Annotated in this window: 15 protein-coding genes; 4 read left to right on the forward strand and 11 right to left on the reverse strand. The window is 67.4% G+C overall.

The features are described 5' to 3' along the window. Window positions 1-434: 434 nt before the first annotated feature. The 4 genes from murU to ACZK33_RS05575 form a co-directional block, all read right to left on the reverse strand. A complete protein-coding gene (gene murU, locus ACZK33_RS05560) occupies window positions 435-1,145 on the reverse strand; it encodes an N-acetylmuramate alpha-1-phosphate uridylyltransferase MurU (protein ID WP_423174947.1) in 711 nt (236 codons plus the stop codon). Beyond that, window positions 1,142-2,167 carry an aminoglycoside phosphotransferase family protein gene (locus ACZK33_RS05565; protein ID WP_423174946.1) on the reverse strand — a complete coding sequence of 342 codons (1,026 nt, stop codon included), beginning with the start codon at window positions 2,165-2,167 and terminating at the stop codon, window positions 1,142-1,144. Before ACZK33_RS05565 ends, murU begins: the two co-directional genes overlap by 4 nt. Before the next feature lie 64 nt (window positions 2,168-2,231). Then, window positions 2,232-2,501, reverse strand: a complete 270-nt coding sequence (locus ACZK33_RS05570; RefSeq protein ID WP_049398791.1) for a GlsB/YeaQ/YmgE family stress response membrane protein — start codon at window positions 2,499-2,501, stop codon at window positions 2,232-2,234. Between the two features lie 70 nt (window positions 2,502-2,571). Continuing rightward, on the reverse strand, window positions 2,572-4,065 hold the full coding sequence (locus ACZK33_RS05575; protein WP_010483606.1) for a M20 family metallopeptidase: 1,494 nt from the start codon (window positions 4,063-4,065) through the stop codon (window positions 2,572-2,574). Window positions 4,066-4,279: 214 nt separating this feature from the next. Here ACZK33_RS05575 and ACZK33_RS05580 point away from each other — a divergent pair, with 214 nt between their 5' ends. The 4 genes from ACZK33_RS05580 (at window position 4,280) to ACZK33_RS05595 (ending at window position 7,415) form a co-directional block, all read left to right on the forward strand. Beyond that, on the forward strand, window positions 4,280-4,591 hold the full coding sequence (locus tag ACZK33_RS05580; RefSeq protein ID WP_423174954.1) for a ComEA family DNA-binding protein: 312 nt from the start codon (window positions 4,280-4,282) through the stop codon (window positions 4,589-4,591). A gap of 352 nt (window positions 4,592-4,943) precedes the next feature. After that, window positions 4,944-6,029 carry a L,D-transpeptidase gene (locus ACZK33_RS05585; protein WP_423174945.1) on the forward strand — a complete coding sequence of 362 codons (1,086 nt, stop codon included), beginning with the start codon at window positions 4,944-4,946 and terminating at the stop codon, window positions 6,027-6,029. A gap of 17 nt (window positions 6,030-6,046) precedes the next feature. Beyond that, window positions 6,047-6,772, forward strand: a complete 726-nt coding sequence (locus ACZK33_RS05590) for a murein L,D-transpeptidase catalytic domain family protein (RefSeq protein WP_004147404.1) — start codon at window positions 6,047-6,049, stop codon at window positions 6,770-6,772. A 34-nt stretch (window positions 6,773-6,806) separates the two neighbouring features. Further along, window positions 6,807-7,415, forward strand: coding sequence for a HutD/Ves family protein (locus ACZK33_RS05595; RefSeq protein WP_423174944.1), 609 nt, complete (start codon window positions 6,807-6,809; stop codon window positions 7,413-7,415). Between the two features lie 187 nt (window positions 7,416-7,602). Here ACZK33_RS05595 and ACZK33_RS05600 read toward each other — a convergent pair whose 3' ends face one another. The 7 genes from ACZK33_RS05600 to ACZK33_RS05630 form a co-directional block, all read right to left on the reverse strand. Further along, window positions 7,603-9,207 (reverse strand): sulfite reductase subunit alpha, encoded by a 1,605-nt coding sequence (locus ACZK33_RS05600; protein ID WP_423174943.1) that lies wholly within the window; start codon window positions 9,205-9,207, stop codon window positions 7,603-7,605. Next, entirely contained in the window at window positions 9,204-10,175 is a 972-nt protein-coding gene (locus ACZK33_RS05605; RefSeq protein WP_423174942.1) for an FAD:protein FMN transferase, read from the reverse strand. Before ACZK33_RS05605 ends, ACZK33_RS05600 begins: the two co-directional genes overlap by 4 nt. A gap of 55 nt (window positions 10,176-10,230) precedes the next feature. After that, window positions 10,231-11,034 (reverse strand): DUF4198 domain-containing protein, encoded by an 804-nt coding sequence (locus ACZK33_RS05610; protein ID WP_423174941.1) that lies wholly within the window; start codon window positions 11,032-11,034, stop codon window positions 10,231-10,233. Window positions 11,035-11,110: 76 nt separating this feature from the next. Beyond that, window positions 11,111-11,629: a DUF2271 domain-containing protein gene (locus tag ACZK33_RS05615; RefSeq protein ID WP_049398798.1), complete on the reverse strand. Its 519-nt coding sequence runs from the start codon at window positions 11,627-11,629 to the stop codon at window positions 11,111-11,113. Between the two features lie 26 nt (window positions 11,630-11,655). After that, the gene (locus ACZK33_RS05620) at window positions 11,656-12,294 is read right to left on the reverse strand and encodes a PepSY-associated TM helix domain-containing protein (protein WP_032129249.1); all 639 of its coding nucleotides are present in this window, start codon (window positions 12,292-12,294) and stop codon (window positions 11,656-11,658) included. A gap of 208 nt (window positions 12,295-12,502) precedes the next feature. Continuing rightward, complete coding sequence (locus tag ACZK33_RS05625) at window positions 12,503-14,923, reverse strand: TonB-dependent receptor domain-containing protein (RefSeq protein ID WP_478454214.1); 2,421 nt, start codon at window positions 14,921-14,923, stop codon at window positions 12,503-12,505. Window positions 14,924-15,069: 146 nt separating this feature from the next. Next, window positions 15,070-15,471 carry a hypothetical protein gene (locus tag ACZK33_RS05630; protein WP_049398800.1) on the reverse strand — a complete coding sequence of 134 codons (402 nt, stop codon included), beginning with the start codon at window positions 15,469-15,471 and terminating at the stop codon, window positions 15,070-15,072. Window positions 15,472-15,520: the final 49 nt, after the last annotated feature.

The raw sequence follows: 15,520 nt of genomic DNA on the forward strand, positions 1-15,520 counted from the left end.
GGCGCAAGTACGTCCATGTAGCCTCGGTCGCGCCATCCATGGCGCTCACGCCCCCGCAACCTGAGCCACCCCGCCTTCGACAGGTTCCCGCGATCTGCCGGGACTGCGTACTGCACTGCTGTTGGTGGGTGTCGACCTTGGTCGACACGTGTCTTGCTTGTGGTGGGCGACTCTTGCTTGTGGTGGGTGACGACCGTTGGTCGTCATCGGAGCAAGCGTAGCGACGCGACCCGCTTTTGCTTTTCTTTTTTCTTTTCCGTGGCTGGTCGCCCACGGAAACTGTCAGAGGCCGGGCGGGATGGGCTGCGCAGGGGCGTGAGCCGCATGGATGCGGCGACCGAGCTTACATGGACGTACTTGCAGCGTCCCCTGCGCAGCCCACCCCGCCCGGCCAAGCAAGGCTTCTGCTTTCAATAAGCCCAGCCACGAGGGGCTCAGCCGTTCGCCGCCAACTCCGCATCCAGCGCACGCAGGCGATCAACGGTGCCGACATCGGTCCAGCGCCCGCGATGGTGCTGCCCCGTCATCAATCCCTGCGCCATGAAGTGCTTCTGCAGCGGCACCACCGAGAACTTCGGCGGCAGCCGCTCGCTGCCCGGTGCATCACCGATCACCGTGTGCCAGTCGGCCACGATGGAAGGGCGATACACGCCGATGCCGGCATAGGTCAGGCACGGTCCTTCGCGGTCGTGGTGCAGCAACCCCTGCGCATCGAGGCGGTAGTCACCGTTCGGGTGCTGAACCGGATTGTCGACCAGCACCAGATGCGCCTGGCCCTGCGGCTCGCGCGGCAGCGTGGCGAAATCGAAATCGGTCCAGATGTCGCCGTTCACTACCAGGAACGGGGCGTCGCCCAGCACCGGCAGTGCGTTGAGGATGCCGCCGCCGGTTTCCAGCGGGGTCGGCCCTTCGTACAGGAAATGCAGTTGCAGGCCCCATTGGTTACCGTCGCCCAGCGTCGCTGGGAACTGCTCGGCCAGCCATGCGGTGTTGACCACCACCTCGCGCACACCGAGTGCGGCCAGGCGTTCCAGGTGCCAGACGATCAACGGCTTGCCGGCCACGTCCAGCAGCGGCTTGGGCGTGTGCAGGGTCAGCGGGCGCATGCGCTCGCCGAGGCCGGCAGCAAAGACCAGCGCCTTCATCGGGCCACGCGCATCGGTGCGGCCAGGTCGGCCAGCGCTGGCTTGATGCGGTCTTCCAGCAGCTGCTGCAGCGGTGCCAGCTCGCGGTAGCGCGGCAGCACTTCATCCAGATAGTTGATGAAGCGCGGCGCGTCGTCGAGGTAATGGCCCTTGTTGTCGCGATAGCGCAGGCGGCAGAACAGGCCGAGGATCTTCACGTGGCGCTGGATGCCCATCCAGTCGGCATCGCGCAGGAAGGTGGCACGGTCGGGCACCGGCAGGCCGGCGTTGCGGGCGCGCTCGTGATACTGCGCCAGCCACTCGTCCACACGCTGCAGCGGCCAGCTCAGGAACGCGTCCTTGAACAGGCTCATCGCATCGTAGGCGATCGGGCCGCGCACCAGGTCCTGGAAATCCAGCACTGCCGGACCATTCTCGACCGGCATCAGATTGCGTGGCATGTAGTCGCGATGGGTCATCAGCTGGGCCTGGCCCAGCGCGTTGTCCATCAAGCGGCGGTGCACCAGCTGCAGCCCTTCAATCTCGCCGCAGTCCAGTTCCAGGTTCAGGTGGCGCTGCAGGAACCATTCGTCGAACAGGCCGGCATCGCGCTGCAGCAGTGCTTCGCCGAACTGGCCGAAGTCGGCCGGCACCGGGATCGCCTGCAGGCGCAGCAGCTGTTCGATAGAGCGGCCGAACCATTCGTCCGCGTTGCGCTCGTCGAGGATCTTCGCCAGGGTCGGGCCGCCGAGATCTTCCAGCAGCAGGAAGCCGGCATCCAGATCCTGTGCCAGCAGCGCGGGCACACGCAGGCCGTTGTCATCCAGCAGGCCGCGCATGCGCAGCCACGGGCGCGGATCTTCCAGCCCCGGCGGGGCGTCCATCACGATGTGGCTGCCGCGCGTGCTGGTGGTGCGCCAGTAGCTGCGCATGCCGGCATCGACCGATGCGCGTTCGACCACCGCACTGGAATCATCGAGCTGGGTACGGGCCCACTGCAGGCGCTGCGCGCTGCGCTGGGGATCGGAGGCGGGTTCGGTCATGCAGGCATATCCGGGCGCGCCGGGCGCGCCTACGTCGGGAACAGGAAGGGAAGAGGGTGCGGGATCAGCGGCGACCGCTGAACAGACGCAGGACGGCAAGCACGGCCACCGCGCCCAGCACAGCACCGAGGAAGCCGGCCGGCTCACCGGGGGCGTACCAGCCCATGTACTGGCCGAACCACCCGGCCAGGAGTGCGCCGATGATGCCCAGCACGATGGTCAGCAGGCAGCCCATGCGGTTGTTGCCGGGCATGAAGAATCGCCCGAGCAGGCCGACGAAGAAGCCGACCAGGATGATGTAGAGCCAGCTGCTGCTGCCGAACAGACCATTCATGCGCGCGATTTCCACCAAGGGTGGACGCAGCCTAGCAAGGCCAGGCTGCGTCCGTCACGGTGTGCCGGATTCAGCAGCAGCCGTGGTCGCCGTGGCGGGTGCCACTGTCGGCAGCCACCGGCGAACCGCTGGTCTCGCCGCGCAGGCTGGCGGCGTAGTGCTCGCTGATCACCTTGGACACGCAGGCGGTGACCTTCTTGCCCATCGGAATGTGCAGGAACTCGTTCGGGCCGTGTGCATTGGAGTGCGGACCGAGCACGCCGGTGATCATGAACTGGGCGCCCGGGAACTTCTCACCCAGCATGCCCATGAACGGGATCGAGCCGCCTTCGCCCATGTACATCGCCGGCTTGCCGAAGAAGGCTTGGCTGGCGTCGTCGATGGCCTGGGTCAGCCACGGCGCCATGGCCGGGGCGTTCCAGCCGGTGGAGGCCTTTTCCAGATCCAGAGTGACCTGCGCGCCGTTCGGCGGATCGCGCAGCAGCGCTTCCTTCAGCAGCTCACCGCAGGTCTTGCCATCGGCGGTCGGCGGCAGGCGCAGCGACAGCTTCACCGAGGTCTGCGGGCGCAGCACGTTGCCGGCCGATTCCAGCGCCGGCATGCCACCGACGCCGGTGACCGACAGTGCCGGGCGCCAGGTGCGGTTGAGCACCAGCTCGGTCAGGTCCTCGTTCATCGGACGCAGACCGTCGACCATCGGGAACTTCTCGAAGATCTCGGTATCGACCACTTCGGCGGCGCGCTTGGCCTGTTCCTGGCGCTCGGCCGGGATCTCAACGTTCATGCCGTCGATCAGGATGCGGCCGGTGTCCTGGTCCTCGATGCGCGACAGCAGCTGGCGCAGCAGGCGGAAGCTGGACGGCACCACGCCGGAGGCATCGCCGGAGTGCACGCCTTCGTTGAGCACCTTCACGGTGAAGTTGCCGCCGGTCAGGCCGCGCAGCGAGGTGGTGCACCACAGCTGGTCGTAGTTGGCGCAGCCCGAATCCAGGCAGACCACCAGCGACGGCTTGCCGATGCGGTCGGCGAGGTGGTCGACGTAGGCCGGCAGGTCATAGCTGCCCGACTCTTCACAGGCTTCGATCAGCACCACGCAGCGGGCGTGCGGCAGGCCCTGGGCCTGTAGTGCCAGCACCGCGGCCAGCGAGCCGAAGATGGCGTAGCCGTCGTCCGCACCGCCACGGCCATACAGCTTGTCGCCGCGCAGGACCGGGGTCCACGGGCCGAGGTCGTCGTCCCAGCCGGTCATTTCCGGCTGCTTGTCGAGGTGGCCGTAGAGCAGGATGGTGTCGTCGCCGGTTTCGGCGCCGGTAGCCGGAATTTCCAGGAAGATCAGCGGGGTACGGCCTTCCAGACGCACCACTTCAACCTTCAGGCCGGGCAGCTGCTGGGCCTTGGCCCAGTTCTCCATCAGGGTGACCGCCTGTTCCATGTAGCCGTTCTGCACCCAATTGGCGTCGAACATCGGCGACTTGTTGGGAATGCGGATGTAGTCGACCAACTGCGGGACGATTTCGCTGTCCCACTTGTCATTGACGAATTGGCCGAGCTTGGCGCTGTCCATCTGAAACTCCGGTTGCATGGGCTGATCCGGCCATTCTACGCCTGTGCCGCGGGTAGGGTTTTTCCTACATCACGTCGGGTATTTGGCTGGCTTTTAGAAATCCAGGAAACCGATAGGCTGTGTGCATGTGGTGACGGACACTGTTCCTACCGACGGGATTGCCGGTCGGGACGGCCAGAATCACAAGGAGATACACGTCGTGCCTTGGAGTGTCGTGTTGAGGGCACTGGTGCTGGTCGTGTGGGTCGCTGGGGCGCATGCCGCCGAACCGATCGACATCAACCGCGCCGATGCCCAGGCGCTGCAGCAGGGATTGACGATGGTCGGAGCCGCCAAGGCCAAGGCGATCGTCGAGCACCGGCGCAGACACGGCCCGTTTCATCGCGTCGAGGACCTGACGCAGGTGAAGGGGATAGGGAAAGCAATCGTCGAACGGAATCGACAGCGGATCACCGTAGGCAACAGGTTGTTGCCGGCGGATCCGGTACCCGGATCGGTACCGGTGCGAACCGTACCCAGGCGCTGACAGCAGGAATCGTCGGAACCGGCAGGAGGCTGGTTCACCGGACACGGACAGGAAGGCCGTGACCACCGACCGCCGCAGGACGCGGCACCAATCACCAGGATGGTGGCATCACAGACCTGTGGAAGGGGCTGAGATACAAACAGGACAGACGCGGCCGCGTGCAGGATGCAACGCTACCCCCACAGCGCAGGATGCGAGGGGGCGGCAGCAGGCCGACAAGGACGTAACGATTGCCCGGTACGACACATGGCTGTGTCGCCGGGCAGTTTCATTTCCGGCGCCTGGTTTTGCCGCGGCCACCACGGGTCGATGGTGTACGGTGGCCGCACCGCATGGAAAGGACCCCCGCTGGATGCTTCTGCACCGCCCCACCACCCTGATGCTCGCCCTTGCACTGGCTCTACCGCTGCTGGGCCATGCCGCTGCGCCGACGCCGGTTGCCAAGCCTGCCGCTGCCGCAGCCAGCACCGCCGAAGTGCGCGGACCGACCGACCTCAAGCCGGGCGAATACCTGTGGCATCCGGAAATTTCGCCGACCGGCCCGATCGTGCTGGTGGTCAGCCTCGATGAGCAGCGCGCGTACGTGTACCGCAACGGCATTGCCATCGGCCTGACCACGATCAGCTCGGGCAAGGCTGGGCATGAGACGCCGACCGGCGTGTTCACCATCCTGCAGAAGGACAAGGACCACAAGTCCAACCTCTACAACAGCGCGCCGATGCCCTACATGCAGCGGCTGACCTGGGACGGCATCGCCCTGCATGGCGGCAGCCTGCCCGGTCATCCGGCCTCGCATGGCTGCGTGCGGCTGCCGCAGGCCTTCGCGCAGAAGCTGTTCAGTGAAACCCAGCGTGGCGACACCGTGGTCGTGGCCGATGCCAAGAGCTCGCCGATGACGCTGGCCTATCCGTCGGTGTTGGCGCCGGTCAACGCGCGCGGCCAGGCCCTTCCGGAAACCGAGGGTGGGGCCCCGGCGCAGGCCTGGTGGGATGACGCCGCGGCGCCGACCGGGCAGGTCGGCATCCTGGTCAGCTTGCACGACCAGCGCCTGTACGTGCTGCGCGATGGCGTGATGATCGGCGAGTCGCCGCTGAAGGCCGACGCCCTGCCGGCGTTCCAGGGCACCACCCTGTTCGTGATGGGGCAGGGCTACAGCGATACGCCCAGCCCGTTGGACGCGAACCAGCGCCTGCACCAGTGGACGGCCTATCCGCTGCTGGGCCAGGACCGTGCCCAGGCCACGCCGGACCTGCTGGCCACGCCCTCGCTGCCGATGGCGTTGCCGGCCGATTTCGCCCGCCAGCTGTACCAGGTGCTGGTACCGGGCACGACCCTGCTGGTGACCTCGCTGCCGGCGGTCCGCCCAAGCCCGGCTGAATCCGGAATGCAGCCGGTCTTGGAATCCGAGCCGCCAGGGTCCACCCTCAAGGGCAACTGAGTCCCCCTGTTGTGCCCATGACTGCATCCCGCCTGTGCCGGCTGGCCGCGTTCGGCCTGCTGGCGACCTCGGCCAGCGCTCCGGCGCTGGCACAGACGCCCGCCCTTGCCACCAGTGCCGATGATCTGGCCGCCTTGCTGTCGCGCAGTGCACCCAAGGCCGACCGCCACGTATTGCAGCTGGCGGCGCACGCCATGCGCTGCGCGCTGCAGCGGCCGGAGCTGGGCATCAATGGTGATCGCCTGAGCGTGATCGATTATTCGCGGCCGTCCACCGAGCCGCGCCTGTGGGTGTTCGATCTGGCCCACCAGCGCCTGCTGTTCGAGGAATGGGTGGCGCATGGCCGCAACAGCGGTGAGAACCGCACCGAACACTTCTCCAACCGCGATGGCAGCTTCATGTCCAGCCTCGGCGCGTTCACCGCGCAGGAGACCTACATGGGCGGCAACGGCTATTCGCTGCGCCTGGCCGGGCTGGAACCGGGCTTCAACGACCGCGCGCGCGAACGCGCCATCGTCATCCACGGCGCGCCGTACGTGAACCCGGCGACTGCGCAGCTGCAGGGGCGGCTCGGCCGCAGCCTGGGCTGCCCTGCGGTACGCCTGTCGGTGGCCAAGCCGCTGATCGACGCATTGCGTGGCGGCACGATGGTGTTCGCCTACTACCCCGACCAGGACTGGCTGAAGCACTCGCAGCTGCTGGGCGGTGAGTGTGGTGGCCAGGGCACGCTCGCCACGCGGTGATGCATGACGGCGCGCGGCATGATGCAATGCGCCGATGAACATCGACTCCCTGTTGCACACTCCGAGCCAGGTGATCTCCCGCCTGGACTATCGCCGCGAACGCTGGCGCAACGGCCTGGGCTGGACCCGCGAGATCCTGCGCCTGCCGGCGCAGGGTGACGACTGGGCGCTGCGCCTGTCGGTGGCCGAGATCGAACAGGACGCCGCGTTCTCTGCTTTCCCCGGCGTGGAGCGCGAACTGGTGCTGCTGCAGGGCAATGGCGTGCGCCTGCGTTTCGAGGATGGCCGTGTGGCCGAGGTGCTGCCGCCGCACGGACGGGTGCGGTTTGCCGGTGAGGAAGCGCTGCACGGCGAACTGGTCGATGGCACCACCCACGACTTCAACCTGATGTGGAAGCGCGAGCTGCTGCAGGCCGAACTGCTGCACCGGCCACTGGTGGGGGCGATGTTCTTCTTCTGCGAACCGGGCGTGGCCTGGGCGCTGCATCTGCTGGCCGGTCAGGCGGAGTTCGGTGCCGACAGCGGCTTGCCGGCGTTGCAGGCGGGAGACACTGCGTGGTTGGCGGCGGGTGCACGGCAGCGTCATGCGCTCAGCGGTGGTGGCGAGTTGTTGGCGATACGGGTCAGCGCGGCGGGGGCATGATGTGTTGGCGCCGGTGGGCACCATCCACGCATGGCGTGGATCTACCGGGGTGCGGTTGCAACCATGCCTGGACACGCCGTTGTAGATCCACGCCATGCGTGGATGCGGCCACCGACACCGCGTCATGGTGCGAACCGAGGTTCGCACCCACCAGAATGCGGTTCGCGCCCACCAGGATGCGGTGGCCTCAATACACATCGCGCCGGTAACGACCGGCCAGCAACAGCGCTTCCTTGCCCGCGGTACCCAGCACCTGCTCGATCACTGCATCCACCGCCGGGGCCATGCCCTGCAGGCTGCCGCAGACCAGGATCGTGGCGCCTTCATCCACCCATTGGCGCAGCGTTGCCGCTTCGGCCAGCAGCCGGTCCTGCACATAGCGGTGCGCACCGCCATCGCGGCTGAACACTGCATCCAACCGCGCCAGCGTGCCGTCGGCCAGCATCGCCTGCAGTTCTTCACCGAAGTGGAAGTCATGCGCGGCGGTGCGCTCACCGAACAGCAGCCAGGTGCGCCGTGCGCCACTGCGTACGCGTTCGTGCAGATGCGCGCGCAGGCCGGCGATGCCGGTGCCGTTGCCGATCAGCAGCAGCGGCACGTCGGCGGCCAAGCCGTGGAAATTGTCGTTGCGGCGCAGACGCAGCTGTACCGGTTCGCCGATGGCAGCGTGGTCGCACAGCCAGCCGCTGCCGATGCCGGGTGTACCGTCAGCGCGCAGCTGGCGGCGCAGCAGCAGCTCAACCGCACCGTCGGCCATGACCGAGGCGATCGAGTACTCGCGATGCGGCAGCGGTTGCAGGGTCGCCAGCAAGGCAGGCAGATCACCCGGGGGAACCAATGAGGGCAGGTGCGAGCGCGCGACACGTGCCAGCAACGTCTGCCCATCATCCAGCACGGTGTCCGCGTCGAAGCGTTGTGCATCCAGCCAGGCACGCACGGTGTGCGATGCGTGCTGCGGGCCGATCTCGGCGATGTCACCGGCCTGCCACTGCGCATTTGCATCGGCCGGGGGCTGCAGGCGCAACCAGTACACCGGACCACCGGGGCTGCCCGGGTTCAAATGCTCGCGTTGCAGCAGCGTCCACGGCTGATACTCGGCCGGGCTCCAGTCGGGCAGTTCAGTGGCGCCGCCGCCAAGTTGTCCCAGCAACTGCTGCCAATGTCGCAGCGCCGCCGGATCGGCATTGTCGACCTCGATCGCATCGAACAGCGGATGTGCACCGTGCTGGCGCAGCCAAGTGTCCAGCTGGTGGCCGAATCCGCAGAAGTGGCCATAGCTGCGGTCGCCCAGCGCGAGCACGCCGTAGTGCAGGTGCTGCAGCGGGGGCGGGGTGGCCATCACCCCGCGCAGGAACGGCAGGGCGTGGTCGGGTGGATCGCCTTCGCCGGTGGTGCTGGCAATGAACAGCGCGCGCTGGCTGGAAGCCAGCAGTGCTGCATCCACCTCATGCAGTCCGCGCACGCGCACTGGCACGCCGGCACCGCGCAGGGCCTCGGCGCTGCGTTCGGCCAGTTCGCGGGCGAAGCCGGTCTGGCTGGACCAGACCAGCAGGATGGGCGCGGTGTCTCCGGTTGCGGCGTCGTCGCGCGGGCGCCCACGCCACCACAGTGCCGCGCAGGCCAGCGCATACAGCACCGTGGCGAGCACCGCGATCTGCGAGTGCCGCGCCGGTGGTGCGCCCCACCACCACGCTTCGCCGAGATGCAGGCGAAGCAGTGCCCAGCCGATCGCTGCCAGCAGGAGCAGAACCAGTGCGTTGCCGAGCCAGGCGCGCGATGGACGTGCGCTCATGCGTCCTGCTCGTCGAGCAGGCGCTGGAAGGCGCTGCTGAGGAATTCGCGGGGGCCGTCTGCCGCACGCTGCAGGTAGCGCGCAGCCAGTCCTTCGCGCTCGGCCAATGCCATGCCCTGTTCGCGACCGAGTACGGTCAGTGCGGTGGCCCATGCATCGGCGTGCATGGCGTCGTCGGTTACCACCGTGACCGCCGCTGCAACCTGCCGCACCGGTCTGCCCGAGCGCGGGTCCAGGCTGTGACTGTAAGCCTCGCCATCGGCCTGGTACTGGTGCCAGCGATCACCGGAGGTGGCCACCGCCTTGCCGTCCAGCGCCAGCACCCGTGGCGGGGTATCGGTGTGCACGTCTTCTTCGGGTGCGGATTCCACCAGCACGCGCCACGGCTGGCCGTCCGGTTTGCGGCCGTAGCCGGCCAGTTCGCCGCCGACTTCGATCAGCGCGGCAGTGATGCCTTGTCCACGCAACCAGGCGGCCACGTGATCGACGCCGAAGCCCTTGGCGATCGCAGAGAGATCCAGTTCCAGTCCACCCGGTTGCAGCAGCGCATCGTCCTGCCACTGCAGGCGCTGCCAACCGCAGCGATCACGCGTGGCCTGCAGGGTAGCGTCGTCGGGCTGGCGGCGTTCACCGGCATGTGCACCGAAGCCCCACAGTGCAACCAGCGGACCGATGGTGGGATCGAAGGCGCCGCCACTGGCGGAAGCGATGGCCTGTGCGCAGACCAGAACGTGACGGGTTTCGGCCGGCAGCACGCACCATTGGCCGGCGTCGGCGCGGTTGTAGCGGCTCAGATCCGAACCACGCTCCCAGGTGCTCATCTGCGCGACCACCTCGTCCAGCCGCGCCTGGATGCCAGCGTGCAGCGGGTGCAGGTCGCGCTGGCGCGATGCGACCAGCGACACGCTCCAGGTGGTGCCCATGGTGGTGCCACCGAGGCGGGCGATGTCGAGCAGGGGATCGGTCATGGTGGTGTGCTGCAGGCGCGATGCCGGGGCGTGCCCGGCATCGCGGTCCACGTCATTACTGCGGCAGCACTTCCAGCGTGGCGACGTAGCTCAGGCGGCGCTTGGCGGCCTGCTTCACCGACGTCTTGTTGTCCTCGGTGCCGGTCTCCAGCCAGTACATGCCGGCTTCCGGCCAGGTCACCTTGATCTCGCCCTTGGCGTCGCTGGTCAGCTTCAGTTCGTCCTGCGCGTTGCGGTAGCGGGTGGCGCCACGCACGATCTCGAATTCGAGGCCGGCGGTCGGCTTGCCATCGACCAGTACGCGGAAGGTCGCTTCCTCGCCGGCGAACAGATCGTTCGGGTGGCCGACGGCGACCAGCTCGATACCACGGTTGGTCGGCTTCAGCGCGGTGTCGTTCGGTGCGCCGTTGGTGACAAAAGTTTCCACGCGGCCGACCGACTGGCTCACTTCCAGCTTCTTCGCGTCCTTCGGCAGTTCACCGAAGGTAGCCACGCTGCCGCGCCAGCGCTTGCGCTCGCCGTTCTGCTCGTAGGTGGCGAACAGGCCGTCATTGACCGACGCGATGCGGTAGGTGCCCGGCTGCTTCAGCTCAACGTCGAACACGCTGCGGTACTTGCCGGTGGCGGCGTTCTGCGCCTGCACGGTGCTGCCGTCCGGCGCGGTGATCACCACCGACTCCAGGCGCAGCGGCACGTGGTTGAAATAGAACAGGTCGTTGGAGACCGCACCGTCGACGGTGATCCACGGCGCATTGCCGGCGATCACGGTCTGCGAGGGCAGCAGCCAGGCCTTGTGGGCCAGGGCGGAGAAGGGAAGGGCAGCGGCCAGAGCGGCGGCGAGGACGAGCGTGCGCTTCATGCGGAAGACTCCAGGTGGATGCAGGGTGGTGCGGTGAGAGGAGGGGAATTACGACTTAATCCCCTCCGTCCCCTTTTCAGGGTTTGACGGCGAGGGTGACCTGGCCCAGTTCGGTGGCCCCCTGTGCCTTGCCGGTCTGTGCGGCGGTGGCCGGCCAGGTGAAGGGGATCTTCAGCAGCTCGCGGCCGCCGACTTCGCGCACCGCTTCCACCACCAGGGTGTAGTTGCCCGGAGCCAGCTGCTTCAGCGCCGGCTGCTTGTCGTTGAACGACAGCGCGTGCTTGCCGGCCGGGCGGGTCGGGCCGGTCACGCCGTCCACCGGCACCTGCAGGGTGCGGCCGCTCTTGCGCCACCACTGGCGCAGGTCCGGCAGCCACTTGGTGCCATGGCCTTCGCTGTTGCTGGTCTGCTGGTACCAGACCGAAAGGTTGGCGGCGACCTTCTGGTCGGCGCCTTCCAGCCACACCGCCACGTACGGGCGGTGGTACTCGGCCACGTTGAGCTTGGGCACTTCGACGTTGATGTCGAGGGTGGTGGCATAGGCCGGCGAGGTGGCCAGCAGGCCGCTGAGGGCGATGGTCAGGGTGACGCGCATGGGGCGGCTCCGGAAACGAAGGAAAGTCAGTGGATCAGCAGCAGGGCGATCAGCAGCGGGATCATCAGGCCGAGGCCGACCAGCGGCCAGGTCATGCGCCGCTGCCGTGCATGCAGGTGAAGCAGGAACAGGCCGGTGATGCAGAACACCAGGCAGGCCACGGCGAACAGATCCAGGAACCAGCCCCACGCCGGGCCCGCGTTGCGGCCCTTGTGCAGGTCGTTGAGATAGGACACAGCGCCGCGCGAGGTGGATTCGTATTCCACAGCGCCGGTTTCGCGGTCGATGCTCAACCAGGCATCGCCGCCGGGGCGTGGCAGTGACAGGTAGATCTCCTCGGCCGACCACTCGGCCGGGCGCCCGCCGATGGCGATGCCCAGCTGCGTGTCCAGCCATTGCCGGGCCGGGCGCGGGATCGGCGCGTTGCCGTCCTCGCGCGTGCCCAGCTGGCCCAGCAGCGCGGCCGGCAGTTCCAGATGCTGGTTCTGCACCTCGGGCTTGGCCTCGATCTTCGCGGCATGGTTGAGGGTCAGGCCGGTCACCGCAAACAGCAGCATGCCGATCAGGCAGACCGCCGAGCTGATCCAGTGCCACTGGTGCAGCGTCCGCAGCCAGAAGCCACGGTTCTGTTGCTGCTGCACGGTGGAAGAGGCAGGACGGCTCACGGCACGGTTCGAGGCGGACGGGGACTGCCCATTACATCATTGATGAGAATAGCTCGCAATTGCGTGTCGTTCTGTATCCCTGGGGAATTGCCGGCCAGCGGCCGGCACTACGGACTGGCCGGCAATCCCACGGATCAGTAGATCCACGCCATGCGTGGATGGAGCGGTGCCGACCAAGGTCGGCACCCGCCAGGGCAGGGCGCAGAGATCAGAACTTCGCGTTCAACGAAATCCAGTAGCTGCGGCGCTGGTCCTTGGTCGCGTAGTCGTCCACGCAGCTGAACTCGCTGGGATTGAGCAGCAGGCACGACTGCGAAACGAAGTCCTTGTCGAACAGGTTGTTGACCCGCGCGTTGACCGTCAGCCACGGCGTGGCCTTCCAGCTGCCACCGAGATGGAAGATCGTGTAGTCCTCGTAATAGCGCACGTGGCGGGCGCCGGCACTGTCGATGAGGGTGTCGCGATAGCGGTCGTAGCGGCCTTCGCCGATCAGCGACAGGCTGATCGCTTCGTTGATCTGCCAGTTGAGGCTGGCGTTGGCCATGTGCTTTGCCGGCGTGGTGCCAGAGATCGGGCGCCCCTTGTCGGGGCCGCTGGTCTGTTCGCTCTTGGTCCAGGTGTAGTTGCCGCGCAGCTGCAGGGTGTCGAGCAGGTCGACGTGGCCGGCCAGTTCCGCACCGCGGGTCTCGGCCTTGTCGATGTTCACGCTCTGGGTGAAGGTGCTGTAGCCCAGTGCTGCCCAGCCTGGGCCGATGTCCACGCAGTAACCGCTGCCGGCGCGGGCCACTTCGCAGTTCGGGAACGTGCCGCCGCTGGCGATCTTGTCTTCGAACTTGTTGAAGAAGCCGGTGACATTGAAGCCCCAGCGCTGGCCTTCGTAGTACGCGGCCAGCTCGTAGTTGGTGCTGGTTTCAGGCTTCAGGTTCGGCGAACCCACCAGCGGCAGCACGCCCTGGCCACCGAAGCCGGTGATGCCCGGGAACAGCTGATCCGGTCGCGGGGTCTTGTAGCCGGTGCTGACGCCACCCTTGAAGGTCCAGGCGTCAGTGGCGTTCCACACCAGGTAGCCGCGCGGGCTGACATGGCTGCCGAACACGTTGTGGTCGTCGTAGCGCAGGCCGAAGGTGGCGGTGAGGGTGTCGGTCAGCGACCAGTTGTCCTCGGCGAACAGCGCCCACATGCGGTGCTTCTGCTTGGTGTTGCTGCGGTAGCCGGCGCCATCCATGCCGAACACGCCGTCGATCATGTCGGTGTCGTTGTACTGGCCGCCGACGGTCAGCTTGTGCGCGCCGAAGTCGAGGTCGAGCATGGTGTCGAGCACGTAGCCTTCCAGCTCCATGGTGCGCAGCGGACGCGGCAGGAATGCCTGCAGGCGTGCCATTTCACTTGGGTTGAGGGCGGCCAGTGCATTGCCGCGGCCGGCCGCGCAGTTGTTGGCGCCGCCGGTGCGGCGGCAGACGTCGTTCCACAGGGTCTGCAGGTTGGCGCGTTCGTCCAGGGTCAGCGGCAGCGAGCGGCCCAGGTTGCTGTTCTTGCTGTGGGTCAGCGAGGTCTGCCAGGTGCCGAAGCTGTAGCGGCCCTGGTGGGTCAGCGACAACTGGTCGCGCTCGTAGCGCTGGTAGGCGGTGTAGCCCACGCGCGGCTGCACCACGCGGCGGGTGACGGTACCGCTGCCGTTCGGGTTGGGGATGACGGCATTGCCGACGCGCCACAGGCTGGCCAGGCTGTCGAGGGTGCCGGTCTGGCCCTCGCTGTTGTCGTACTTCTGCCGCGACACGTCGTAGTCCAGCCACAGTTCGTGGTCATCGTTGACGTGGAAGTTCAGCCGCACACCGGTGTTCCAGTTGGTGTTGGCCACCGACTTGCCGCCGCCACCGAAGCCGATGCTGCGTTCCCACAGACTGCCGTCGGGCAGGGTCAGTGCATCCCACTCCGGATTGGAGGCCTTGGCGTCGTAGTAGCTGCCGCGTACTGCCAGGCCGATACGGTCCTTGACCAGCGGGCCGCTGAGGTAGACGTCGGTGGTACGCGCATCGCCGAACTGATCGTCCTGCTGCACGGTGAAGCCCTGGGTGAGTGCGCCGTGCCAGCTGTCTTGGTTGCGACGGGTGATGATGTTGATCACGCCGCCCATTGCATCCGAGCAGTACAACGTGGACATCGGGCCGCGCACCACTTCAATGCGCTCGATGGCATCCAGCGGCGGCAGGTAGGCGAACTGGCCACCGCCGAAGTTGTTCGGATACAGCTGGCCGACATTGCTCTGGCGGCGGCCGTCGATCAGCACCAGGGTGTACTCGGAGGGCAGGCCGCGCATCGAGATGGTGGCACGGCCGTTCTTGTCGCTGGCTTCCAGACCGACGTCGATGCCTTCAACGTCGCGCAGCGCGTCGACCAGATTGGTGTACGGGCGCTTGCTGAGTTCTTCGCGGCTGACCACGCTGATGCTGGCGGGTGCATCGACCACCTTCTGCTCAAAGCCGGAGGCGGTGACCACCACCTTGTCCAGCGTCTGTGGCGCGCCGGAAGCGTCACCGTGGGCGAAGGCAGGGGCGGTCATGGCTGCCAGCACGGCGCTGGTCAGCAGGGTACGGGACAGGGACGAACGGACACGATGGCGCTGGGCCATGGCAGTAACCTCGAAGGATGCAGGGTGGTGCAATGCCAAGCGCGAACGGCGCGGCATGCACGGGGAGGCCCGGTCAGGGGCGGCAGGGATGAAGCAGGCAGCGGCGTGCGGGCACGACCGCGCAGGCGGTCACGCGGGACCGTGATTCAGGCGAGCGGCGGCGCCTGGCCGCGTTGCTGGCGGCGCCCGGGCGCGTCGGCCCAGGGCGTGTCCGGAGCGGCCAGCGGCCAGTCCGGGCGCACGCCGGGCATGGCCGGCGTGGTGGGTACGAGTTCAAGCTCGGTGCGCAGCCATTGGCTGGCCAGCAGCAACGGCGGGCGTGCCTTCTCGGCCGATTTCACCGGGGCGGCAGCACAGCGGCGCAGTTTGGCCGGTGCTTCTTCCTGCGGGGACGCTTCGCCACCGCGCTCTTCCAGCGGCATCTGCACGGCCATTCCGGCCTGGCCGTGTGGCAGCAGCGGCAAGGTGCCCAGCAGCAAAGCCAGCATCGCCACCCACGCCAGCAGACTGGCCAGCGCAGGACGCTGGCCGCGCATGGCGGTGCCCATCTTTCGATGGATGAGTGGGCGAGGGCGAAGCGGGCGCAGCAAGCAGGGG

The sequence above is a fragment of the Stenotrophomonas sp. 86156_Sma genome (genome assembly GCF_056481625.1).